Source organism: Planctopirus limnophila DSM 3776 (genome assembly GCF_000092105.1).
Lineage (GTDB): Bacteria > Planctomycetota > Planctomycetia > Planctomycetales > Planctomycetaceae > Planctopirus > Planctopirus limnophila.
The window spans coordinates 2,652,658-2,671,342 of record NC_014148.1 but is presented as its reverse complement, the minus strand read 5'-3'; the positions used below and the strand labels follow the sequence as shown (position 1 = coordinate 2,671,342).

General features: G+C 52.2%; 17 protein-coding genes. 6 read left to right on the top strand and 11 right to left on the bottom strand.

Going from position 1 to position 18,685, the window contains the following annotated elements:
- Positions 1-271: 271 nt before the first annotated feature.
- A complete protein-coding gene (locus tag PLIM_RS10635) occupies positions 272-922 on the bottom strand; it encodes a bifunctional 4-hydroxy-2-oxoglutarate aldolase/2-dehydro-3-deoxy-phosphogluconate aldolase (RefSeq protein ID WP_013110318.1) in 651 nt (216 codons plus the stop codon).
- 110 nt (positions 923-1,032) lie between these two features.
- On the bottom strand, positions 1,033-1,527 hold the full coding sequence (locus PLIM_RS10630; RefSeq protein WP_013110317.1) for a hypothetical protein: 495 nt from the start codon (positions 1,525-1,527) through the stop codon (positions 1,033-1,035).
- 718 nt (positions 1,528-2,245) lie between these two features.
- On the opposite strand from PLIM_RS10630, the gene PLIM_RS10625 reads away from it, so the two are divergent.
- From PLIM_RS10625 to PLIM_RS22805, 3 genes are all read left to right on the top strand, one after another.
- The gene (locus PLIM_RS10625; protein ID WP_013110316.1) at positions 2,246-2,599 is read left to right on the top strand and encodes an STAS domain-containing protein; all 354 of its coding nucleotides are present in this window, start codon (positions 2,246-2,248) and stop codon (positions 2,597-2,599) included.
- A 336-nt stretch (positions 2,600-2,935) separates the two neighbouring features.
- Positions 2,936-3,367: an ATP-binding protein gene (locus tag PLIM_RS10620; protein ID WP_013110315.1), complete on the top strand. Its 432-nt coding sequence runs from the start codon at positions 2,936-2,938 to the stop codon at positions 3,365-3,367.
- Between the two features lie 205 nt (positions 3,368-3,572).
- Complete coding sequence (locus tag PLIM_RS22805; protein WP_013110314.1) at positions 3,573-4,412, top strand: SirB1 family protein; 840 nt, start codon at positions 3,573-3,575, stop codon at positions 4,410-4,412.
- Between the two features lie 66 nt (positions 4,413-4,478).
- Here PLIM_RS22805 and PLIM_RS10610 read toward each other — a convergent pair whose 3' ends face one another.
- The 7 genes from PLIM_RS10610 to pheA form a co-directional block, all read right to left on the bottom strand.
- Entirely contained in the window at positions 4,479-5,030 is a 552-nt protein-coding gene (locus tag PLIM_RS10610; protein ID WP_013110313.1) for a phosphopantothenoylcysteine decarboxylase, read from the bottom strand.
- 285 nt (positions 5,031-5,315) lie between these two features.
- Positions 5,316-5,576 (bottom strand): DNA-directed RNA polymerase subunit omega, encoded by a 261-nt coding sequence (locus PLIM_RS10605; RefSeq protein WP_013110312.1) that lies wholly within the window; start codon positions 5,574-5,576, stop codon positions 5,316-5,318.
- Entirely contained in the window at positions 5,561-6,181 is a 621-nt protein-coding gene (gene gmk / locus PLIM_RS10600) for a guanylate kinase (protein WP_013110311.1), read from the bottom strand. Before gmk ends, PLIM_RS10605 begins: the two co-directional genes overlap by 16 nt.
- 92 nt (positions 6,182-6,273) lie before the next feature.
- Positions 6,274-7,161 (bottom strand): YicC/YloC family endoribonuclease, encoded by an 888-nt coding sequence (locus PLIM_RS10595; RefSeq protein ID WP_052301559.1) that lies wholly within the window; start codon positions 7,159-7,161, stop codon positions 6,274-6,276.
- 185 nt (positions 7,162-7,346) lie between these two features.
- Positions 7,347-7,958: a preprotein translocase subunit SecG gene (secG, locus tag PLIM_RS22800; RefSeq protein WP_013110309.1), complete on the bottom strand. Its 612-nt coding sequence runs from the start codon at positions 7,956-7,958 to the stop codon at positions 7,347-7,349.
- A gap of 177 nt (positions 7,959-8,135) precedes the next feature.
- Positions 8,136-8,909 (bottom strand): triose-phosphate isomerase, encoded by a 774-nt coding sequence (gene tpiA / locus PLIM_RS10585; protein WP_013110308.1) that lies wholly within the window; start codon positions 8,907-8,909, stop codon positions 8,136-8,138.
- Between the two features lie 139 nt (positions 8,910-9,048).
- Positions 9,049-10,200, bottom strand: coding sequence for a prephenate dehydratase (pheA, locus tag PLIM_RS10580; RefSeq protein ID WP_013110307.1), 1,152 nt, complete (start codon positions 10,198-10,200; stop codon positions 9,049-9,051).
- Between the two features lie 590 nt (positions 10,201-10,790).
- On the opposite strand from pheA, the gene dnaK reads away from it, so the two are divergent.
- Positions 10,791-12,683 (top strand): molecular chaperone DnaK, encoded by a 1,893-nt coding sequence (gene dnaK / locus PLIM_RS10575; protein ID WP_013110306.1) that lies wholly within the window; start codon positions 10,791-10,793, stop codon positions 12,681-12,683.
- Between the two features lie 321 nt (positions 12,684-13,004).
- Positions 13,005-15,620, top strand: coding sequence for an ATP-dependent chaperone ClpB (gene clpB / locus PLIM_RS10570; protein WP_013110305.1), 2,616 nt, complete (start codon positions 13,005-13,007; stop codon positions 15,618-15,620).
- A gap of 115 nt (positions 15,621-15,735) precedes the next feature.
- Here the strand turns inward: clpB and PLIM_RS10565 are convergent, their stop codons facing one another.
- Together PLIM_RS10565 and PLIM_RS10560 are read right to left on the bottom strand one after the other, a co-directional pair.
- The gene (locus PLIM_RS10565) at positions 15,736-16,212 is read right to left on the bottom strand and encodes a hypothetical protein (RefSeq protein WP_148227069.1); all 477 of its coding nucleotides are present in this window, start codon (positions 16,210-16,212) and stop codon (positions 15,736-15,738) included.
- Positions 16,213-16,286: 74 nt separating this feature from the next.
- Positions 16,287-16,958 (bottom strand): site-2 protease family protein, encoded by a 672-nt coding sequence (locus PLIM_RS10560; protein WP_013110303.1) that lies wholly within the window; start codon positions 16,956-16,958, stop codon positions 16,287-16,289.
- A 401-nt stretch (positions 16,959-17,359) separates the two neighbouring features.
- Between PLIM_RS10560 and PLIM_RS10555 the strand changes: the two genes are divergently transcribed.
- Positions 17,360-18,664: a reverse transcriptase family protein gene (locus PLIM_RS10555; RefSeq protein ID WP_196349569.1), complete on the top strand. Its 1,305-nt coding sequence runs from the start codon at positions 17,360-17,362 to the stop codon at positions 18,662-18,664.
- Positions 18,665-18,685 lie beyond the last annotated feature (21 nt).

The following is an 18,685-nucleotide window of genomic DNA, read 5'->3' as shown; positions in this document are numbered from 1 at the left end:
CGCCATACAACCGCTAATTCCGCTACATTCGTTTCGTCTGTATCGACTCACTCGCGGTGCCGACTTCATGCAATCCTGATTGTCGATCGAGAACCAGGAGAAGCCTCTCCAGCACCACGAATGCAGTCTAGCTCACGATCCATCGGGTGTTGGCAAACTGTGTACGGTCAGACCGAAGTTTGGTCGAATCTGATTTCTGCAGAACGACTTAGCGTATCGTAATGAGCCGTATTTGCTGAGTGTCTACGGGTGGCGATGATCAATTTCACACTCAGGATTTACGGCGGACTTCAGCATATTTTGCCACAAAAGCGCGAGCCCTCCGCTCGGCTTCCGTGGCATCGCCACTCTGTGCAAGTTTCTGATCGATCAGGCTGGTGGCCAGGCCTACGGCAGCAGCACCTGCATTCACAAATGCCTGGAGAGAGTCGAGAGTGACCCCACCTGTCGGCACAATCATCGCCTGCGGAAATGGTCTGGTGAGTGCTGAGAGAAAGGTTGGCCCGACGGCATCAGCCGGGAAAAGCTTGACCATGGACGCTCCGGCTTCCAGTGCTGTGACCAATTCTGTGGGGGTTAAAATCCCGGGGAGAATCAACTTGTCATATCGATTGGCCAACTGGATGGTTTCGACATTCAGTGCGGGGGTCACCAGAAACTCTGCACCGGCGAGGATTGCCAGTCGTGCTGTTTCCGGGTCGAGAATGGTGCCAGCTCCCACGAGCACCTGTGAGCCCAACTCCTGATGAAGCTGGCGAATGACATCGAGCGCTCCGGGAACGGTCATGGTGATTTCAATGATTTGAATTCCACCACGGTGCAGTCCATGGCACAGCGAAATGAGCTTATCGGGTGAATCTGATCGCAAAATCGCAATTAACCCGGATTCGAGAACTCTCGTCACGCTGGAATGGCGACTCATGAAATCGATCCTTGCATTCATTTCACAACGGTGGGACTGGAACTTAGCGATTTAAACTTTAACGAGTGATGCTCAACTCCCCGATGGGATGATCCGCGTCACGTTCGGGTCTATCCCTGGGCGGCATAGCGTTCTGCGTATTGCACGACCCACTGATCGATGACGTTCTTCAGTTGCTCGGTGTTCACTTCATCGAGGAGATTGAACTCGTTCTTGCGAAGAATTTCTTTGTTGCGAATGGTGCCTCGCACCACCAGATCGATGATGCGTGCAGAGCTGTTGTAGGGCCGCACGAGAATTTCGAGGTAGGAATACAACTGCGTGACATCACGACGAGTGGTGCCGGAGACATCATCACGGCTGGCATGTGCGCCCCAGCCATCCGGCGAAATCACCGTCCGGAAGTTAAATCCCGGGAAGTGCTTGACCATTTTGCGAATTGCCGATTCGATCTGATCGGAGAGTTCGATACGCAAGGCGCCGTGCTGCTGGCGGTAATCTTCGTCCGTTCGAGCTGCTCGTGCTCGTTGTGAGCCCGCCTCTTCCCGCTGACGATTTCCCCTTTGGATGGCTTGAGAAAGGCGTTCTTCAAAATTCTCACTCATGCTCTCGTCCATTCGCCAGAATTTGATCCGTAGACTCTCAGCCGAAGATACAAGCTGTTCGATGTCTTGCCATGTGGCCAAGGTCATCTTGAAAAACATCGTACTGATTGAAGTATCGGCACTGGGGGATGTTGTGGCAACCCGTCAGAGGTGTATTCAGAAGGCTTCGGCGTCAATCGGGTCTGCTGGCTGCCTCAGGGGATTTTGACAGACTGAGGCAGAAATTTGCAAAAATCAGGCAACAAATATTGCGAGATGGTCGTCAGATGAATTGGGAAATTGACAAAAATGGTTGTTATTGAGGTGGCAGGATCGATGTCCTCAAAGGCTGAACATCGGTTGTCATCTGAATCGCAGTTGTCTCCGTCAACCGGAATGGTCAGTCAGGATATGCCCAATCACGTTGCAATCTGCTGGTGACACCTTTGAGGCCGGGTATGAGGGATCACGCTGGCTGGAGCGGATTCTCGGACTCTTTGTTCGCTAAGTTAAAGTCAGAAAACGGGATCAATTGCAGCAGGCCGAGGGGAGCGGTCGTAACCCAAGTCCGGGAAAACGCTTGACTTGCTGAGTCTATGAAACAATGATCCCCATTGAGGCAATTGTTTTATTCCGATAGAGCAGAATCTTTTGAAGTGGATTCGAGCTATATTGGAATTGTTTGCCAGGATCATTCTGGCCAGTTCTGGCTCGGTCTCATTCGAAATCAGGAAAACCCATGTCGAGTACAAGACGTCTGGACATCGAAGAAGTTGGTGATGTCACCGTGGCCAAGTTTGTCGATAAGAAGATTCTCGATGAGACCAACATTCAGTTGATCGGGAATCAGATGTTTGGACTGGTCGATGAAGACGGTCGCAAAAAGATCGTGCTCGATTTTTCCACTGTCGAGTACCTTTCCAGTGCTGCACTGGGCAAACTGATCACGATGGACAAAAAAGTGAAAGCTGCACGGGGTAAGCTGCGGCTCTGCGCCATTCGCCCAGAAATTCTTGAAGTCTTCCAGATCACTCGCCTGGATAAGATTTTCGATATCAAGTCGACTCAGGAACAAGCTCTCGACGGGATGTAACCTGTCGATTTGCGGGTTAGCAATCGTAAACTTGAAGGACGGGACATTGATCGAGAGCAGTGGAAACTGAGTACAATATTGGCCGTGCTCTTCGAACGATCTTTCTTCAAAAGCGATTGTGGTAACAACGTTCACTCAGCAACTCGTCGAAAATGTTCTCATGACGTTGGTGCATAACGCTAACTGCTTCACATTTTCGAATTCAATGGATGTTGCGCTATGAGTGGTTGTCTGCCAGGTCGACATTCTGGATTTTGATCCAGACGATCAATGCCGAGTTGTTTAAGCTCAAGCTTGTCTGGTAATTGCCTGATTCTCTTCGACAGCAGTGATGCCATGCCGATCTATGAACAGTTCGAGATTCAGATTCCGAGTGATACCGCAGAAGGTCAGGCCATTCAGGAGAAAATTATTGCTGCGATGGAAGCAGCGGAGTTTTCTCCTAGAGATGTGTTTGGCATGCGGCTGGCCCTCGAAGAAGGTCTGGTCAACGCCATCAAGCATGGTAATCGCATGGATCCTGATAAAAGGGTGCGAATTGCCTGCACGGTCAGCGATGTGATTGCCAGTATCGAGATCGAAGATGAAGGCCCGGGATTCGACTGGAACGATGTTCCCGATCCGACTGCCGAGGAAAATCTGGATCGTCCCTGTGGTCGCGGCATCATGCTGATGAGAGCTTTTATGTCGAAGGTCGAATACAATGACTCGGGGAATAAGGTAATTCTTGAAAAATTGAGAGTCACCCCGGAAGAGACTGCCAGTTAAGACAGTGTGGTTTGTCGCCTCTCTGAGTTCATGTGGGTGAATAGAAGCCTTTTTCACTTGGGCGTGAGGGAGACATTGCGATACGATACGTAAGAGGGTGACTCTCCCTAGCTGTTCAAGTTGTTTCGTGAAGAGTCTGAATTCCAACAGTTAGCGGTATTTGTCCGAATCATGAATATGTGCTTCTGTGGACGGATGTTTTCCGATGACCCTTAAGCTTGTATTTCCCGATGATGTTGAATTCACCAAGCTGATTCAGCGGGATCGGAATGCCAATCTGACAGTTGCTGCCCTGGAAGTGGCGCGAGAGGCTCAACCAGGTTTGAGCTTTCGACCCACGCTGGAGTGGATCTCCAAGCGTGCTCTTGAAGTACAGTCGATGCTTTCCGGGAAACATGATCCTCGAAATCAATTGCAGGCGCTCGCGCAATGTCTTTCGGGAACACATGGTCTGCATGGTAGTAGTTCAGCCTATGATCAAGCAGAAGCCAGCTATCTCAACCGTGTGGTCAGTACAGGGACAGGATTGCCCATCAGCCTGTCACTGGTCTGGTGGGAGGTGGCCCGGTCGATCGGTATTCCACTTCAAGGTGTCTCTGCACCGCTCCAGTTTCTCTTGAGGCTGGAGAGCGAGGAAGGCCCACTTTTTGTCGATGCCTTTCGTGGAGGACTGATTTTAGATTGGGAAGAATGCCTCGAATGGCTGACCGATTTAAGTCAACTTCCAGAGGACGAAGTGCGGCCGATGATGGATCCTGCACGTCCGCGAGAAATCATGACGCGCATGCTCAATAATCTGAAAGTTCTCCACGTCAAGCAGGGGCATTGGGAACTGGCCCACCAGGTTCAGAGGCGATTGACAGCTCTTCTACCGGGGAGATTTGATCAGCATCGCGATCTGGGCCTCATTGCATTCAAGGCCGGGCATTATGGGTTGGCAGTGCAACTGCTGGAGGATTGCCTGCGCTCTTGTGACGGGAGCGAGCGATCAGTGCTGACCCGCCATTGGCAGGAAGCCGTCCGCTGTCTTTCCGAACGCAACTGAATCTTCGGCAAACGCTGGACAAGATCAAGCGGGCAGATCTCTTGATCAGCATGATCCTTTGAGATTTTATGTGGCCAGGACAGGGAAATGAGCTTGTAGTTTGGCAAGAATTTCTGCAGGTTCAGCCATCCGGCCGCGTCCAATTTGACCGCAGCTTAGCCAGCCTTCCCCGGGTTCAATAACGTGTACGCCATCCTCGCGGAGTTGTTGTACATTGCGAGTGACCGAAGGCTTGGCCCACATCTCGCAGTTCATGGCGGGGGCCACAAACAAGGGGCAGGTAATTGTCAAAGCAAGAGTGCTGACCAGATCGGGGGCAAACCCATGAGCAAGTTGCGCCAGAGAGTTGGCTGTGGCGGGGGCGATCACATAGACATTCGCACGCTGAGCCAGGCCGATGTGCTCACCACGAAAATGCTCCTGTGGAGAGAACATTTCGCGAATGACGGGGCGCCCTGTGAGTGCTTCAAATGTCGTCGGGCCAATGAACTTTTCGGCAGATTCAGTGAGGACTACAGAGACCTGAGCACCGCGTTGAACCAGCTTGCTGCAAAGTTCAGCCGACTTGTAGGCAGCAATGCCTCCTGTCACCCCCAGAAGGACTTCGAATCCAGCCATAGAAAATCCTCCAATCGGGCGGGTTTTCGACAAAACGTCCGGCAAGTCTGCAAGACGCCTGCTCTGTTTAAGTTCTAACCTGATATGGCACGCTGACTTGATGAACCTTTGTTCCAGTATGGCCTATCGGTTCCTTCGCGATTTTTGACATCACATGGATGTATCAAAGGCGGCGAAGTCAGTTCGATGCACCTCACAGACTTGTGCATTTCAGTCGAGAAAAACACCCCGTTTTGCACTGATGGCAAACCGGGGTGAGATGAAAATTATTGTCGGACAAATCGATTACAGATCATCCAGAGAAGGTCCCGCATCCATTTCTCGGGGAACGCTGGGTGCGGTCTGGAGATTTCCGGAAGCATCCAGGAAGATCTTATCCTGCAAGATCTCCTGCACAACGACTTCCATAGGATTCTTGGTCTGGATGTCGACCAGTGGCCTGGCTCCGCGATTGAGAGCCACCATTCGCTTTTGAATCAGGGTGGAGAGTTTAAAGCGACCTCCCACTTTACGGACAATCGCTTCTTCTTTCAGTTCTTCGAGCATGTGCCGGCCTCATTTTGCAATAGTGCGATAATGCGTTGGACTGCTGCATCCAGATGATCATTGATGATCTGGTAGCGATATTGGTCTGCCTGGGCAAGTTCGAGATGAGCTTGCTTCAAGCGCTTTTGAATCGTCTCTTCCGAGTCGGTGCCTCTTCCCCGGAGTCGCTGCTCAATAATTTCTGGTGAAGGTGTTTTTAGAAAAATTGTAATCGCATCTGGGTAAAGCTGCACGACTCGCAGAGCACCTTCCACATCAATTTCCAGAAATGACCAGGAGTTCAGTGCTCGTGCCCGTTCAATTTCCGATACTAAAGTCCCGTACCAGTAACCAGCACCATAGACTTCTGCCGTTTCGACAAACTCCTGCTGGTGGAGCCGAGCCATAAATTCTTCATGTGATAGAAAATAATAGTCTTCGCCGTCGATTTCACCTTTTCGGGGCGGGCGCGTTGTCGCAGAGATCGCTTTGGTGAGCGGAATTGGCGATTGCTCAAGCAGATGGTGGACAATTGTTGTCTTGCCGCTGCCGCTGGGCCCGGAAAGAACGACCACCCGGAAAGGCAGAGAATCCGTGCTCTCTGGACGCTCTGATGCAACTGTCATTGTCTCTGCATCCCGTGGGCTTCAAGGGCGGAAAGTCTATCACTCAGTTCCAACAACTCAGGGCAATTCACTCATCTCACACAGCCGGTTGCCTATTCGACGTTCTGAATGACTTCTCGCATCCGCTCAAGTGCCGCCTTCATTTCCACCACGCAATGTGCAATCGCCGCATGATTGGCTTTCGAGCCAACGGTATTGATTTCGCGGAACATTTCCTGAAGCAGAAATTCGATTTTTCGACCTTGGGAAATCTGATCACACAAGTATTTTTCAAACTGTTCGAAGTGACTTGCGAGGCGGGCGAGTTCTTCATTGATATCGCACTTGTCGGCGAACAGACTCATTTCACGAACCACTTCTGCGGGAGTGACCTGCGTCGCAGAATTCGCGAGCACCTGGTTGATGCGTTCCAGCAGTTTCTCGCGGTATTCCTGAAGAACCTGAGGTGCTGTCTCGCGAACCAGTTGCGATTTTTCAACGATCAGCGATTGCTGTTTGCAGAGGTCGGCCTGCATGGCCGCCCCTTCCCGGCAGCGAAAAGCCTCAAACTCATCCAGAGCTGACGACAGCGCCTGTTTGAGCAATGCCAGGTGCTCTTCGGCTGCTGTGGATGACTGAGATTCATCACTCAAGACACCAGGAAGTGTGAGTAACTCCGACAGTCTGGGAGGCTTGGTCTTCAGCTCTTTTGCCAGAGGTTGAAGTTGCGACCAGTATCCCTTGAGAACATCCTGCTGAATCCGGATGGCAGATGGCAGGCCTCGGCTTTCCAGACGAATGGAAACGTTGACAGTTCCCCGGCTGATTCTGTCGCGCAGTGTCTTCTCGATCTCGGGTTCAAAGACAGCGAAACAATCGGGAGAGCGTAGAGAGAGCTTGAAGTAACGGTTATTGACAGATCGAATCTCGACCATCAACCGCTCTTCTCCGGATTCGGCACTGCCAATTCCGATTCCTGTCATACTCAGAAGCAACGCCATCAACTCCCGACAATAGCTGCTGTCTACCGTCTACAATTGCCAGAAAAACTACTCTTACATCATCCTGATTTTGAGGGAGCGGTTTGAGACCTCGCAATCCTGCCCGCAGTCGCAATGATTCATCCCTGAGCGACAGTTTCAAGCAAAAACTGGTTCACCGAGTAAATCAAGTCTTGTACCAGTGGCTATGGCTTAGGTTCTTCGGCCTTGGGAGTCTCCGTCCCGGTGGCGGGCTCTGCAGGAGTGGTCACTGCTGGGGCAGCTTCTTTACTTGCCTCGACAGGCTTGGTTTCATCTGTCTTTGCTGCAGATGTTTGATCGCCAGTTGAGGTCTCCTTCACGGGGACTTCTGGCGTAGAGGCAGGAGGCGTGACCGTTGATTTCTCTTCCGTCGGCTTGACGTCAGCCGCTGGTGCATTTCCAGCTGGAGTTGTGCCTTCTGCTGGAGTCCTGACTGGTGTCGTACTCTGAGGCTCCTCGGGATCAGCAGGCTTTACGAGGGGATTCGTAATCGCAGAATCGCTGGGCTTTCTCTCAACTCGAGAACCGTCTTTATAGAGTGGACGCGACATGAGCAGGACACAAATGGCTGCCAGTGCAAACCAGACGGCAGCCATCCCGATGGTAATGCGTGTGAACAGATCTCCGGCTTTCACACCCAGAGCACTTTGTCCGCCGGCACCACCAAAGGCTCCGGCCAGACCACCGCCCCGGCCACGTTGCAGCAGGATAATTGCCATCAGCAGCAGGCTCACAAAGCCCAGCAACGTCATCATGAAGTAAATGAGATAATCCATAACTTTGCCTTCAGAACCTCCAGGTGTCCTTTGAGAAGTGATCCCCAAGGGAAATCAGCGAAGAGGATAATAGTTTCAACTCAAGATTGACAGGGAAAGCCTCGGAGACGGCAAATCCACTGTTATCGACTTCAGACAGACATCTACCTCAAAATGGAATCGATCATCAAAGACTGATCAGCGCGAGGCCACTAGGGCCGCAGCCTGCAGGATGGGAGCAAACTGAGCAGTTGTCAGACTGGCTCCTCCGACCAGAGCCCCATCGACGTTCGGCAAAGACATCAAGGCCTCGGCATTGTCAGCCTTGACACTACCGCCGTAAAGAATTCGCACGCTGTCAGCCACTTTGGCACCGTACTGCTTCGTTAACCAGCCGCGAATGAAGGCGTGGGCGCCCTCAGCCTGTTCCGGAGTGGCTGTCACTCCAGTGCCAATGGCCCAGACAGGTTCATACGCAATAACGATCTGACCAAGAACGGCTGCATCCAGATTTGCCAGTCCGCCTGAAAGCTGGGTTTCCAGAACGGTTTCAGTCCGCCCTGCCTGACGATCTTCGAGCAGTTCGCCCACACAGAAAATGACGCCTAAATCTTCGGAAGTCGCAGCTGCGATCTTTTTGTTGATCAGTTCGTCCTTCTCGCCGAGCAGCTGACGCCTTTCACTGTGGCCGAGAATCACCCAGGAGCAGCCAATATCTTTGAGCATTTCAACAGCGGTTTCTCCCGTAAAGGCACCGGGAGCTGCAAACCATGTATTTTGGGCACCAAGCTGCACTTTCGAACCTGCCAGCTCGGCTTTAACGTTGCTCAAATAGACAAACGGTGGGCAAACGGCAATGTCGATCGCATCACCCAGACGCTGAGCTTCGGCAGCCACACCTTTGGCAAGTTCTTTGCCACTGGCAAGGTTGGTATTCATTTTCCAGTTGCCAGCCACAAACAGGCGACGCATAGGTGTTTCCTCACACAACGATAGATGCAGATGAAATCGATAGCTTAAACGTGTTCGTTTGCCTGAAGATCAAAGTCCGCTGCTCAAACTGAGATCAGCATTTTTTCAGATTCAAAATGGCTCTGTTCGTTCAGATATTTCAGTCAATCGGTTCGCTGCAGGGGTAAGAGCCCAGCACTTCGAGGCGAACCGCATGAGTTGTCAGTTCATCAAGTGCTTTCTTGACACGAGTGTCCTTCATGTGCCCCTCGGCATCGATGAAGAAGATGTAACCGCTCTCGGGCCCACGCAATGGAAAGGATTCAATCCAGGTCAGGTTGATTTTGAGCCGTTTGAAGATTTCCAGAGCATTGGCTAGAGCCCCTGGCTTGTCGGCTGTCTGCAGCAGGATCGAGGTTCGATCCTGTCCTGTGGGGGCCATAGTACGGTCGCCAAGCACAGCAAACCGCGTGATGTTCTGCGAGTTGTCTTCAATATTCGCTGCCAGAATTTCCAATCCGTACTCCGTGGCTGCCTGGCGACTGGCAACTGCGGCGGCACCTGGTTTATCACGTCCCAGTTGAGCGGCTGTCGAAGTGCTGGTGACTTCAATCAGCCGGGCTTGAGGCATATTACGACTCAGCCATTCGCGGCATTGCGAAAGGGCTTGCGGTTTACTGTAGATCTCTGTGATTTCTCCACGGGCAGATCGCCCCAGCAGATTGTGATGAATGGCGAGTTGAACTTCCCCGCAGATACGCAGTGGCAGGCGAGTGAACATATCGAGAGTGTCGATGATCCTGCCATCTGTACTATTCTCGATGGGCACCAGTCCGAAGTCGGCATGGCCTCGATTAACCTCTTCAAACACTGCGGCAATCGTATTCACGGGGATCAGATCGGCGGCCTCACCAAAACGCTCAATAGCCGCCATGTGAGTAAAGCTGAACGCCGGGCCCAGATAGGCCACTCGCTGGGTGCGAACCTGGTTGCGAATCGAGCTGAGAACTTGTCGCAGAACGCCTCGTAAAGCATGGGCAGGCAGAGGGCCGGAAGACTTTTCTTCAAGCTTCAATGCGAGGAGATCATCAGCCTTAGGATCAAAGAGCACAGCCTTTTTGTCGGGGGCTGCTTCGAGGAGCTTTAAAGTGGCAGAGGCTCTCTGGTTGAGAAGTTTCACAATTTCACCGTCGAGCTTCTCGATTTCCGTTTCAAGACTCGCTGTCGCCTTGACGGGATTGCCAGCAGTTTTTGCCGATCCGCTGGTGGAGGCTTTCGATGTTTTCTTGGTCGGCTGAGGCTTTGTGGCCATTTCCCGAGTATTCCCGAATGAGAGTGCCTAACCTGAATCCACATTAACACTTAACACTCTGACAGGTCGCGTATCAGTTAAGTGTCACATAACTCGTGAAAATTCAGGACGTTACGCTCTTTTACAGGTCTGTTTCCTGCTTTGTCAAGTTGGCAGAGATTCCGAGACGAACTTACCAACCACAATTCAATAACAGGTGTCAAAATGGCAGTTTTGGCGGGGGCTGTCATTTTGGCGTTATGTGCCAAAGTGGCGGCTACTTAAAGGTCAACGATTCTGTTGTAGGAGTTTCGTTTTTCATAACTGATTGTGGAATAGAAGATTGCATTTAGATCATGCATTCGTTTTGTGTTTGGCGCGATCTTTGCTTACTGATTGTGACCTGACGAAAGCTGCGGGCATGACTGACAGACTTCTGTCGAGACTTGTTTGCTGAGGCCTCTGCATCATGAACAGAATCGAGCGGCCATGGGGTTGCTGGGGTTCAAGGTGAGTCGGAAGTCTTTGTACAGAGTTTTGATGGGAAGTCAGACGCCAGTAGTCAACGTGGATACAACATCTTCAGATCAAGTCATCGAGGAGAATGAGATATGGCCGTTCAGGAAAAAGTGATTGGAATCGACTTGGGGACGACCAACTCTGTCGTCTCCGTGATGGAAGGTGGTGAAGTCAAGGTCATCGCCAATCAGGAAGGGAACCGGCTGACACCCAGTATCGTGGCCTTCACTGATAAAGGGGACAGGCTCGTGGGTGATCCTGCGAAACGTCAGGCCGTCACAAACCCTAAGAATACGATTTACTCCGTGAAGCGTTTCATGGGGCGACGCCACAGTGAAGTCGAGTCGGAAGAGAAACTCGTCCCTTACAAGGTGGTCGGTGGCCCCAGTGAATATGTGCGCGTCGAAGCGGGTGGGAAGGAATATACACCTCCCGAAGTTTCAGCGCTTGTGCTGCGGAAATTGAAGGAAGCTGCGGAAGCTTACCTCGGACACACCGTGACACGCGCTGTGATCACTGTCCCTGCGTACTTCAATGATGCACAGCGCCAAGCCACCAAAGACGCCGGTGAAATTGCCGGGTTGAAGGTCGAACGCATTATCAACGAGCCCACCGCTGCTGCGCTGGCTTACGGCTTACAGACCAAGAAAGACGAAAAGATCGCGGTCTTTGACCTGGGTGGCGGTACCTTTGATATCTCCGTCCTCGAAGTTTCCGGCGATCTCGTCGAAGTTTTGAGTACCAATGGCGATACGCACCTGGGTGGTGACGATTTCGATCAGGCGTTGCTCGATTTTATCGCTGATAAGTTCAAAGCTGAAAATGGGATTGAACTGCGCAAAGATCCGATGGCGCTGCAGCGTCTCCGCGAAGCCGCTGAAAAGGCCAAGAAGGAACTCTCTTCCTCACAAACGACCGATATCAATCTCCCCTTTATTACAGCTGATGCTTCGGGTGCGAAGCATTTGCAGTTGAATGTCACTCGGGCTGAATTTGAAAAGCTGATTGATCACCTGATCGATCGCTGCAAGAAGCCTGTGGAGCAGGCCCTCAAGGATGCCAAACTCAAACCTTCCGACATCGATGAAGTGGTGCTGGTCGGTGGTTCGACTCGCGTTCCTAAAGTTCAGGAATTCGTGAAGAGCTATTTCGGCAAAGAGCCCAATCGCTCGGTGAATCCTGACGAAGTTGTGTCCATTGGTGCCTCAATTCAAGGGGGCATCATTGCTGGCGACGTCAAGGATATGCTTCTGCTCGACGTGACCCCGCTGTCGCTGGGGATCGAAACGGAGGGTGGGATCATGACCAGCCTTGTCGAACGAAACACGACGATCCCGACAAGCAAGAAGCAGGTGTTCTCAACGGCAGCCGATGGTCAGACAGCAGTCACTGTGAGTGTCTTTCAGGGCGAACGTCCGATGGCGCGGGATAATCGTCTCCTGAGCCAGTTCAATCTGGATGGGATCCCCCCTGCACCACGCGGTGTTCCTCAAGTTGAAGTTTCTTTCGATATCGATGTCAACGGGATTGTCAGCGTCAAAGCCAAGGACCTCGGTTCAGGCAAGGAGCAGTCAGTCAAGATCCAGAATGCCAGCGGTCTGGATACTGCCGAGATTGAACGGATGAAGCGAGACGCTGAGTCTCATGCGGGCGACGACAAGAAACGACGTGAACTGGCCGAAGCAAGAAATAAGGCTTCGACCTCGGCATACGAAGTTGAGAAGTTGCTCAAAGAGCATGGCGAAAAGCTCGATGCGGGCTCGAAGTCGGCCATTGAAGCAGCGATCGCTCGCGTCAAGCAGGTTGAAACCGGCGAAGACGTCGCAGCCATTAACACCGCAGTCGAAGCTCTGCAGCAGGCCAGCTATGCCATGGCGCAGCATATCAATGCTCCCGGTGGTGCCGCAGGTGCTGCTGCCGATGATGGTGCTGCTTCCAAGGGAGGCGACGACGTCATCGATGCTGAATTTGAGAAGAAGAGTTAATGCGGCTGAAAGTTGATTGTTGATGGTTGTGATTTGAACCTGTCTGGTGATTTCGGTTGATTCGACAATCCGCCGAAAAAACCGAGATTGGACACGACACCTCAATAAGCGATTTCATCCCGTTTTCGTCGAAATATCCACGACCCTGTGACGCCGAGCGCAAGCCCGGTCGCAGGGTCGTGTCGTAGATACTTTTGGATTTATTCTCAGCCTGTTCCAAGATCGCCATTCAGTTCTCGAAGCTGAATTTCATAGCCTTAGCGAAATACAATCATCACAATTTCTGTCAAGATATTGGCAGCAACATACGGAGAGACATCCATGGCATTCCGAGCCGACAAACTGACTGTTAAAGCCCAGGAGGCACTGCAGGAAGCTCAGCAGCTTGCAGAAAACAACGGGCAACCTCAGGTGCAGCCTTTGCATCTGATCAAAGCCTTGTTGGACGAGTCGAGCGGCGTTGTACGCCCGATTCTCGAAAAAATCGGCGTCCGGCTGACTCAACTCACCAGCCTGGTTGATAGCGAAATTTCGCGTTTACCGAAGGTTTCCGGGAGTTCATCTCAGGTGGGCGCGTCGAGTGCGCTCATGGATGTCCTGAACAAAAGCCAGCAGTTGGCTGACCAGATGAAGGATCAGTTCGTTTCAACCGAACATCTGCTGTTGGCGCTGATCAAGAGTGACGACGTCGCTGGTCGATTGCTGAAAATGAATGGAGTTGAGGAATCCGATGTTCTCAAGGCCCTGCAGTCAATTCGCGGGCATCAGCAAGTGACTGATCAGAATCCGGAAGATAAATATCAGGCCCTCGAAAAGTATGGCAAAGACCTTGTCGCACTGGCTCGATTGGGGAAGATCGACCCCGTGATTGGCCGCGACAGCGAGATTCGTCGTGTGATTCAAGTCCTTTCACGCCGCCGCAAGAACAACCCCGTGCTGATTGGTGATGCCGGTGTCGGCAAGACGGCGATTGTCGAAGGCCTGGCTCATCGCATTGTGCTGGAAGATGTACCTCAAAACCTCAAAAACAAGCGTGTCATCGCTCTCGATATGGGAGCTTTGATTGCCGGTGCCAAATATCGCGGCGAGTTCGAGGATCGACTGAAGGCTGTGCTGAAGGAAGTGACCGAATCCGAAGGGAAAGTCATTCTCTTTATCGATGAGCTTCATACGGTTGTGGGTGCCGGTGCATCGGAAGGGGCTGTGGACGCTTCAAACCTGTTGAAGCCAGCCCTTGCCCGGGGTGAACTCCATTGCGTCGGAGCGACCACGCTCGACGAATACCGCAAATATATCGAGAAAGATCCTGCTCTCGAACGACGCTTCCAGCCAGTGCTGGTCAATGAACCCAGTGTGGAGGATACGATCTCGATTTTGCGCGGGCTTAAGGAACGATATGAGTCACATCACGGGGTCCGAATTACCGACGATGCGATTATCAGCGCTGCCAAACTGTCGGATCGTTACATCGCGGATCGCTTTCTGCCTGATAAGGCCATCGACCTGATCGATGAGGCTGCCAGCCGGTTGCGCATGGAAATGGATTCGATGCCAGCCGAAATCGACGAAGCCACACGAGCATTAACACGCCTGCAGATCGAGGCCACAGCTCTGACAAGAGAAACTTCTCCAGACAGTCAGCAGCGTCTGGCTTCGATCCGAAAGGAGATTGCCGAGAAAGAAGAATCGGTGACGGCTCTCAAAGCGCGCTGGCAGACCGAGAAAGAAGCACTTTCCGGCATTCGCCCCATGAAGGAAAAAATCGAGAAATTGCGAACGGCTTATGAACAGGCTTTTGCTCAGGCCCAGCGGACCAACAATAACGAAGACTTCGTGCGTGCTTTCCAGACGGAGCAGGAATTGAAAGCCGCACAGGCCGCGTTGCAGGCAGCCGAATCGCGAGTAGCCACTTTGGATAACACCCAGCGGCTGCTGCGCGAAGAAGTGACTGATGAGGATATCGCCAGAGTGGTCAGCCATTGGACGGGGATTCCCGTAGCCCGCATGATGCAGACTGAAAAGGCGAAGCTGCTCTCCATGGAAGATCAGATTCATAAGCGGATGATCAACCAGGAAGAGGCTGTCACAGCGGTTTCGAATGCCGTCCGCCGCGCTCGTTCGGGTATGCAGGACCCCAATCGACCGATTGGCTCCTTCATGTTTCTGGGGCCGACCGGTGTGGGCAAGACGGAACTTTGCAAGGCCTTGGCCGAGTTTCTGTTTGATGATGAAAAGGCGATGGTGCGTATCGATATGAGCGAGTTCATGGAAAAGCACTCCGTGGCTCGTCTTATTGGCGCACCACCCGGTTATGTGGGCTACGAAGAAGGCGGCAAGCTGACAGAGGCTGTTCGCCGCAGGCCCTACAGCGTGCTGTTGCTTGATGAAGTCGAGAAAGCCCATCGCGATGTCTTCAACGTCTTGCTGCAGGTTCTCGATGATGGCCGTTTGACGGATGGTCAGGGTCGAACTGTGGACTTCACGAACACGATTATCGTCATGACGTCGAATATTGGCAGTCAACTCATTATGGATCTTTCGGGAACTGATGATGAAGGGGAAATCCACAGCCGAGTGATGGGAGCACTGCGAAAAGAGTTCTTGCCCGAGTTTCTCAACCGCGTGGATGAAGTGATAGTTTTCCATCCCCTCGGAAGAAAGGAAATTCGGCAGATTGTCGATCTGCAGCTTGCCAAACTCATCAAGCGGCTGGCCGAACACGATATTCGCCTCGAAGTCAGCGACAGCGTGAAGGATGTTCTCGCGACCGAAGGTTACGATCCCACCTATGGGGCCCGGCCTCTCAAACGAGTCATTCAGCAAAGGCTGCAGAACGAACTAGCCAACTCGTTACTTTCCGGCGAATTCAGTGAATCGAATGTCGTAAGAGTCGATGCTCATCACGGCGAGTTTACTTTCACGGCCTCCAGAGAATAAGTTATTTTGCCAGCATGTTTTCAACTTCTGCGAAAGCCCGCTCATCGAATCGATGGGCGGGCTTTTTCGTTTTCAACCCAACATGTAGGCAGACTTCCTCGGGTTCGTTTGGAGATCACTTGAGTCTTCGAGGATCCCATTCACCGCAGATCATCGAAAGCAACAGGGGATTGACAACAAACGCCTGCAAGCAAAAGCCACCCACGAGTCCGATAACTCCCAGAATGATCGCGACGAGGATCCCGAGGCCAAGCCCATTAATGACGCCGATGGCAATCCCTGCAAGTATTCCCAAACCGGCTCCGAGCAAGCAGAGTGCGAGCATGCCGTCCCGGCGACCCAGGAAGCGAGCCATTGCCGAGGCCTTTTGCGAGTGCCTGGCGTAGTACTTGGAAAGTGTTTCGTTCGTATCTTCCCAGCGAAATTCACGGACCGGGAAGTAGTCTTCACAGGTCGCACAATAGGTCTGTTTCATATCTGCTAATGGATCTGCCAGTGCCTGAAACTCACCGCCATTCACTTCAGTAGCTGTTTCACAAGTTTTATGAATGTAGCCGCGACTCTGCGGTGTGGGTGTTGATTGAGCAATCACTGCAAGATTCCAACTGATGAACTGAGTTTCTTGAATACTGAATTCATCGATGTTTGTCAGTTCTCTGCAATGAATCAATAGGCGCGAGAATCAAACGCTCCACTCGCGTTCTGCCAGGCAATCAAACCGAACATGATCGTGCCGAAAGGCATGTTTTCAGTGAAGCACCAGACGGCAACAGCCGCTGCGAGAACGACGCTGATCCCGCGGGTGATATCACTGCGCCGCCGGATACGGAACATATCGAGCAGGCCCTGCAGGATGCGGCCTCCATCGAGTGGCAGAATCGGGAGCAGATTCAAGATCGGCCAGAAGATATTGATGATGATCAGATAATTAAACGCCGTCGCTGCGTAAGGCGGAATCTCGACTTGAAAGGCCCGCAAGGCCAATAAAACGATCAGCACGATTCCCAAGAGCAGGAATTGAGCCATCGGGCCCATGAACGACATGATCACAGACCGCCCCGGCGTGTTATTGACGTACCGATCTGAGAAAGCCAGCCCTCCCCCAAAATAGAGCAGGATTGAACTTCGCCAGCCAAACCACTCGGCTGTCAGAGCGTGTCCCAGTTCATGAATGAGTACTGAGAAAAAGACACACCACACCCAGATCAGCACCAGTGGCAGGTCACCTGATCCCCAACCCAGGGCAGCGGCCATCAGCCAGAACATCGGGTTCACTCGAACGGGAATGCCAAAAAGTACAAAGGTGACATCCAGCGGAGTTGGACCTGCAGAAAACATATCGATCGGTTTCTCTTCTCGGTGAGTAATCTTTTGACGAACGATTCGACATAGCATAGTTGAAACGTCTGCTCGTGTATTCCCTGAGAGAACGAGGATTCAAATCCCTGCAGAAATTGTGACACAACGGTTGCTCAAAAAGCCGCTTGGTGAGTCGTGGAAATCCGTGTAAACTCCAGTCGTCGGCCGCCGGGTCGCACAAGAAGAGGCCATATCGCTGAAAAGCCTGGCCGGTGCGGGGTTACCCCGTGCTCGAATGATTGCTCCCATACTGAACTGGAATCCTGTCTACGGTGGTTCCACCGTAGACAGGATTCGAAACAGGCATTGGTTGTGCGACCCGGCGGTCGATTTTTTGGAATTCAATGCGGACGATGCATTGCCAGGTCAAGGATGTCTTCATGGGTTTGTGGAGTTGGTTCTTGAGTTGGTGGCGACCGACAGGTTCCAACCACACGTTGCCGGGCAGCCCTTCTTCGAATCAAGCGGGTGGCCAGAAGCGGCAATGGCTCGGTTCCACAACAACTCCGAAACTTCCACGACTCAGATATCGATCACCCGAAATGGTGCGACAATGGCGCATCGAGGGGCGTGGAACTCAAGTCGATCAGCTTCCGTACGTTTATGCCAGATATGCCCGTACGCGCCGACGTGAGCAGTTTCTGAATCTGCTAACGGATACGCGCGTCGATTTGCTGCAGCAACATCGGTTGCCAGTCCTCACCACTCTTGATGAATTAAGCCAGTTTCTGGGGCTGCCGATCAAGCGGCTGGCCGGATTGATTCACCTCGCCGATCATGGCCGACCTCCCACCGAAAAAAAATCGCATTACTGGCTGAAATGGATCCGCAAAAAGCGCTCGGGGCACCGGCTCATTGAAGCACCCAAACCAGCACTCAAAAGAGTCCAGGAGATCATTCTCAGGCGAATTCTTGATCTGGTTCCCGCACATCCAGCGGCACATGGTTTTGTCCCCGGTTGTGACATCGTCTCAAATGCCCAGTTGCATGCCGGGAAAGCTGTGGTGGTGAAGTTTGATCTGAAAGATTTCTATCCGTCGGTCACATTTTCAAAAGTCGTCGCGATCTTTCGTTCCCTGGGGTACTCTCGCGAAATGGCTTTGTGGCTGGCGCGATTGACAACCTCGGCATTGCCCATGGGTATGGCATTTCCCGATAAGAATCCCTATTCGATTATGCTGTTCACACGGCGTCATTTACCCCAAGGCGCGCCCACTTCTCCGGCTCTGGCGAATCTGGCGACATATTCACTGGATGTACGTCTGACGGGTTTGGCCCGTCGATTTGGTGCGATTTACACCCGTTACGCGGACGATCTCACATTCTCGGGTGATCATCGGTTTTTGAAACAGCTCAAAAGATTTGTGCCGCTGACTGATAAGGTGATAGTGCAGTGCCGTTTTCATTCTCAGCCCGCGAAGCGAAGGATTCTCCGGCAGTCGAATCGGCAGACAGTCACTGGTGTGGTCGTGAATCAGCGTCCCAATTGCTCTCGAAGAGACTACGATCAACTCAAGGCGATTTTGCACAATTGCGTTCGGCATGGTCATCAGACACAGAATCGAGATCAACAGGTTGATTTTCGAGCTCATCTTCAGGGCAGGTTGGCACATATCCGGCATTTGAATCCTGACCGGGGAGTGCGTTTGCAGAAGATTTTTGAGAAGATCCACTGGAATTCATGATCTTTGGCCACGGTTTGTGCG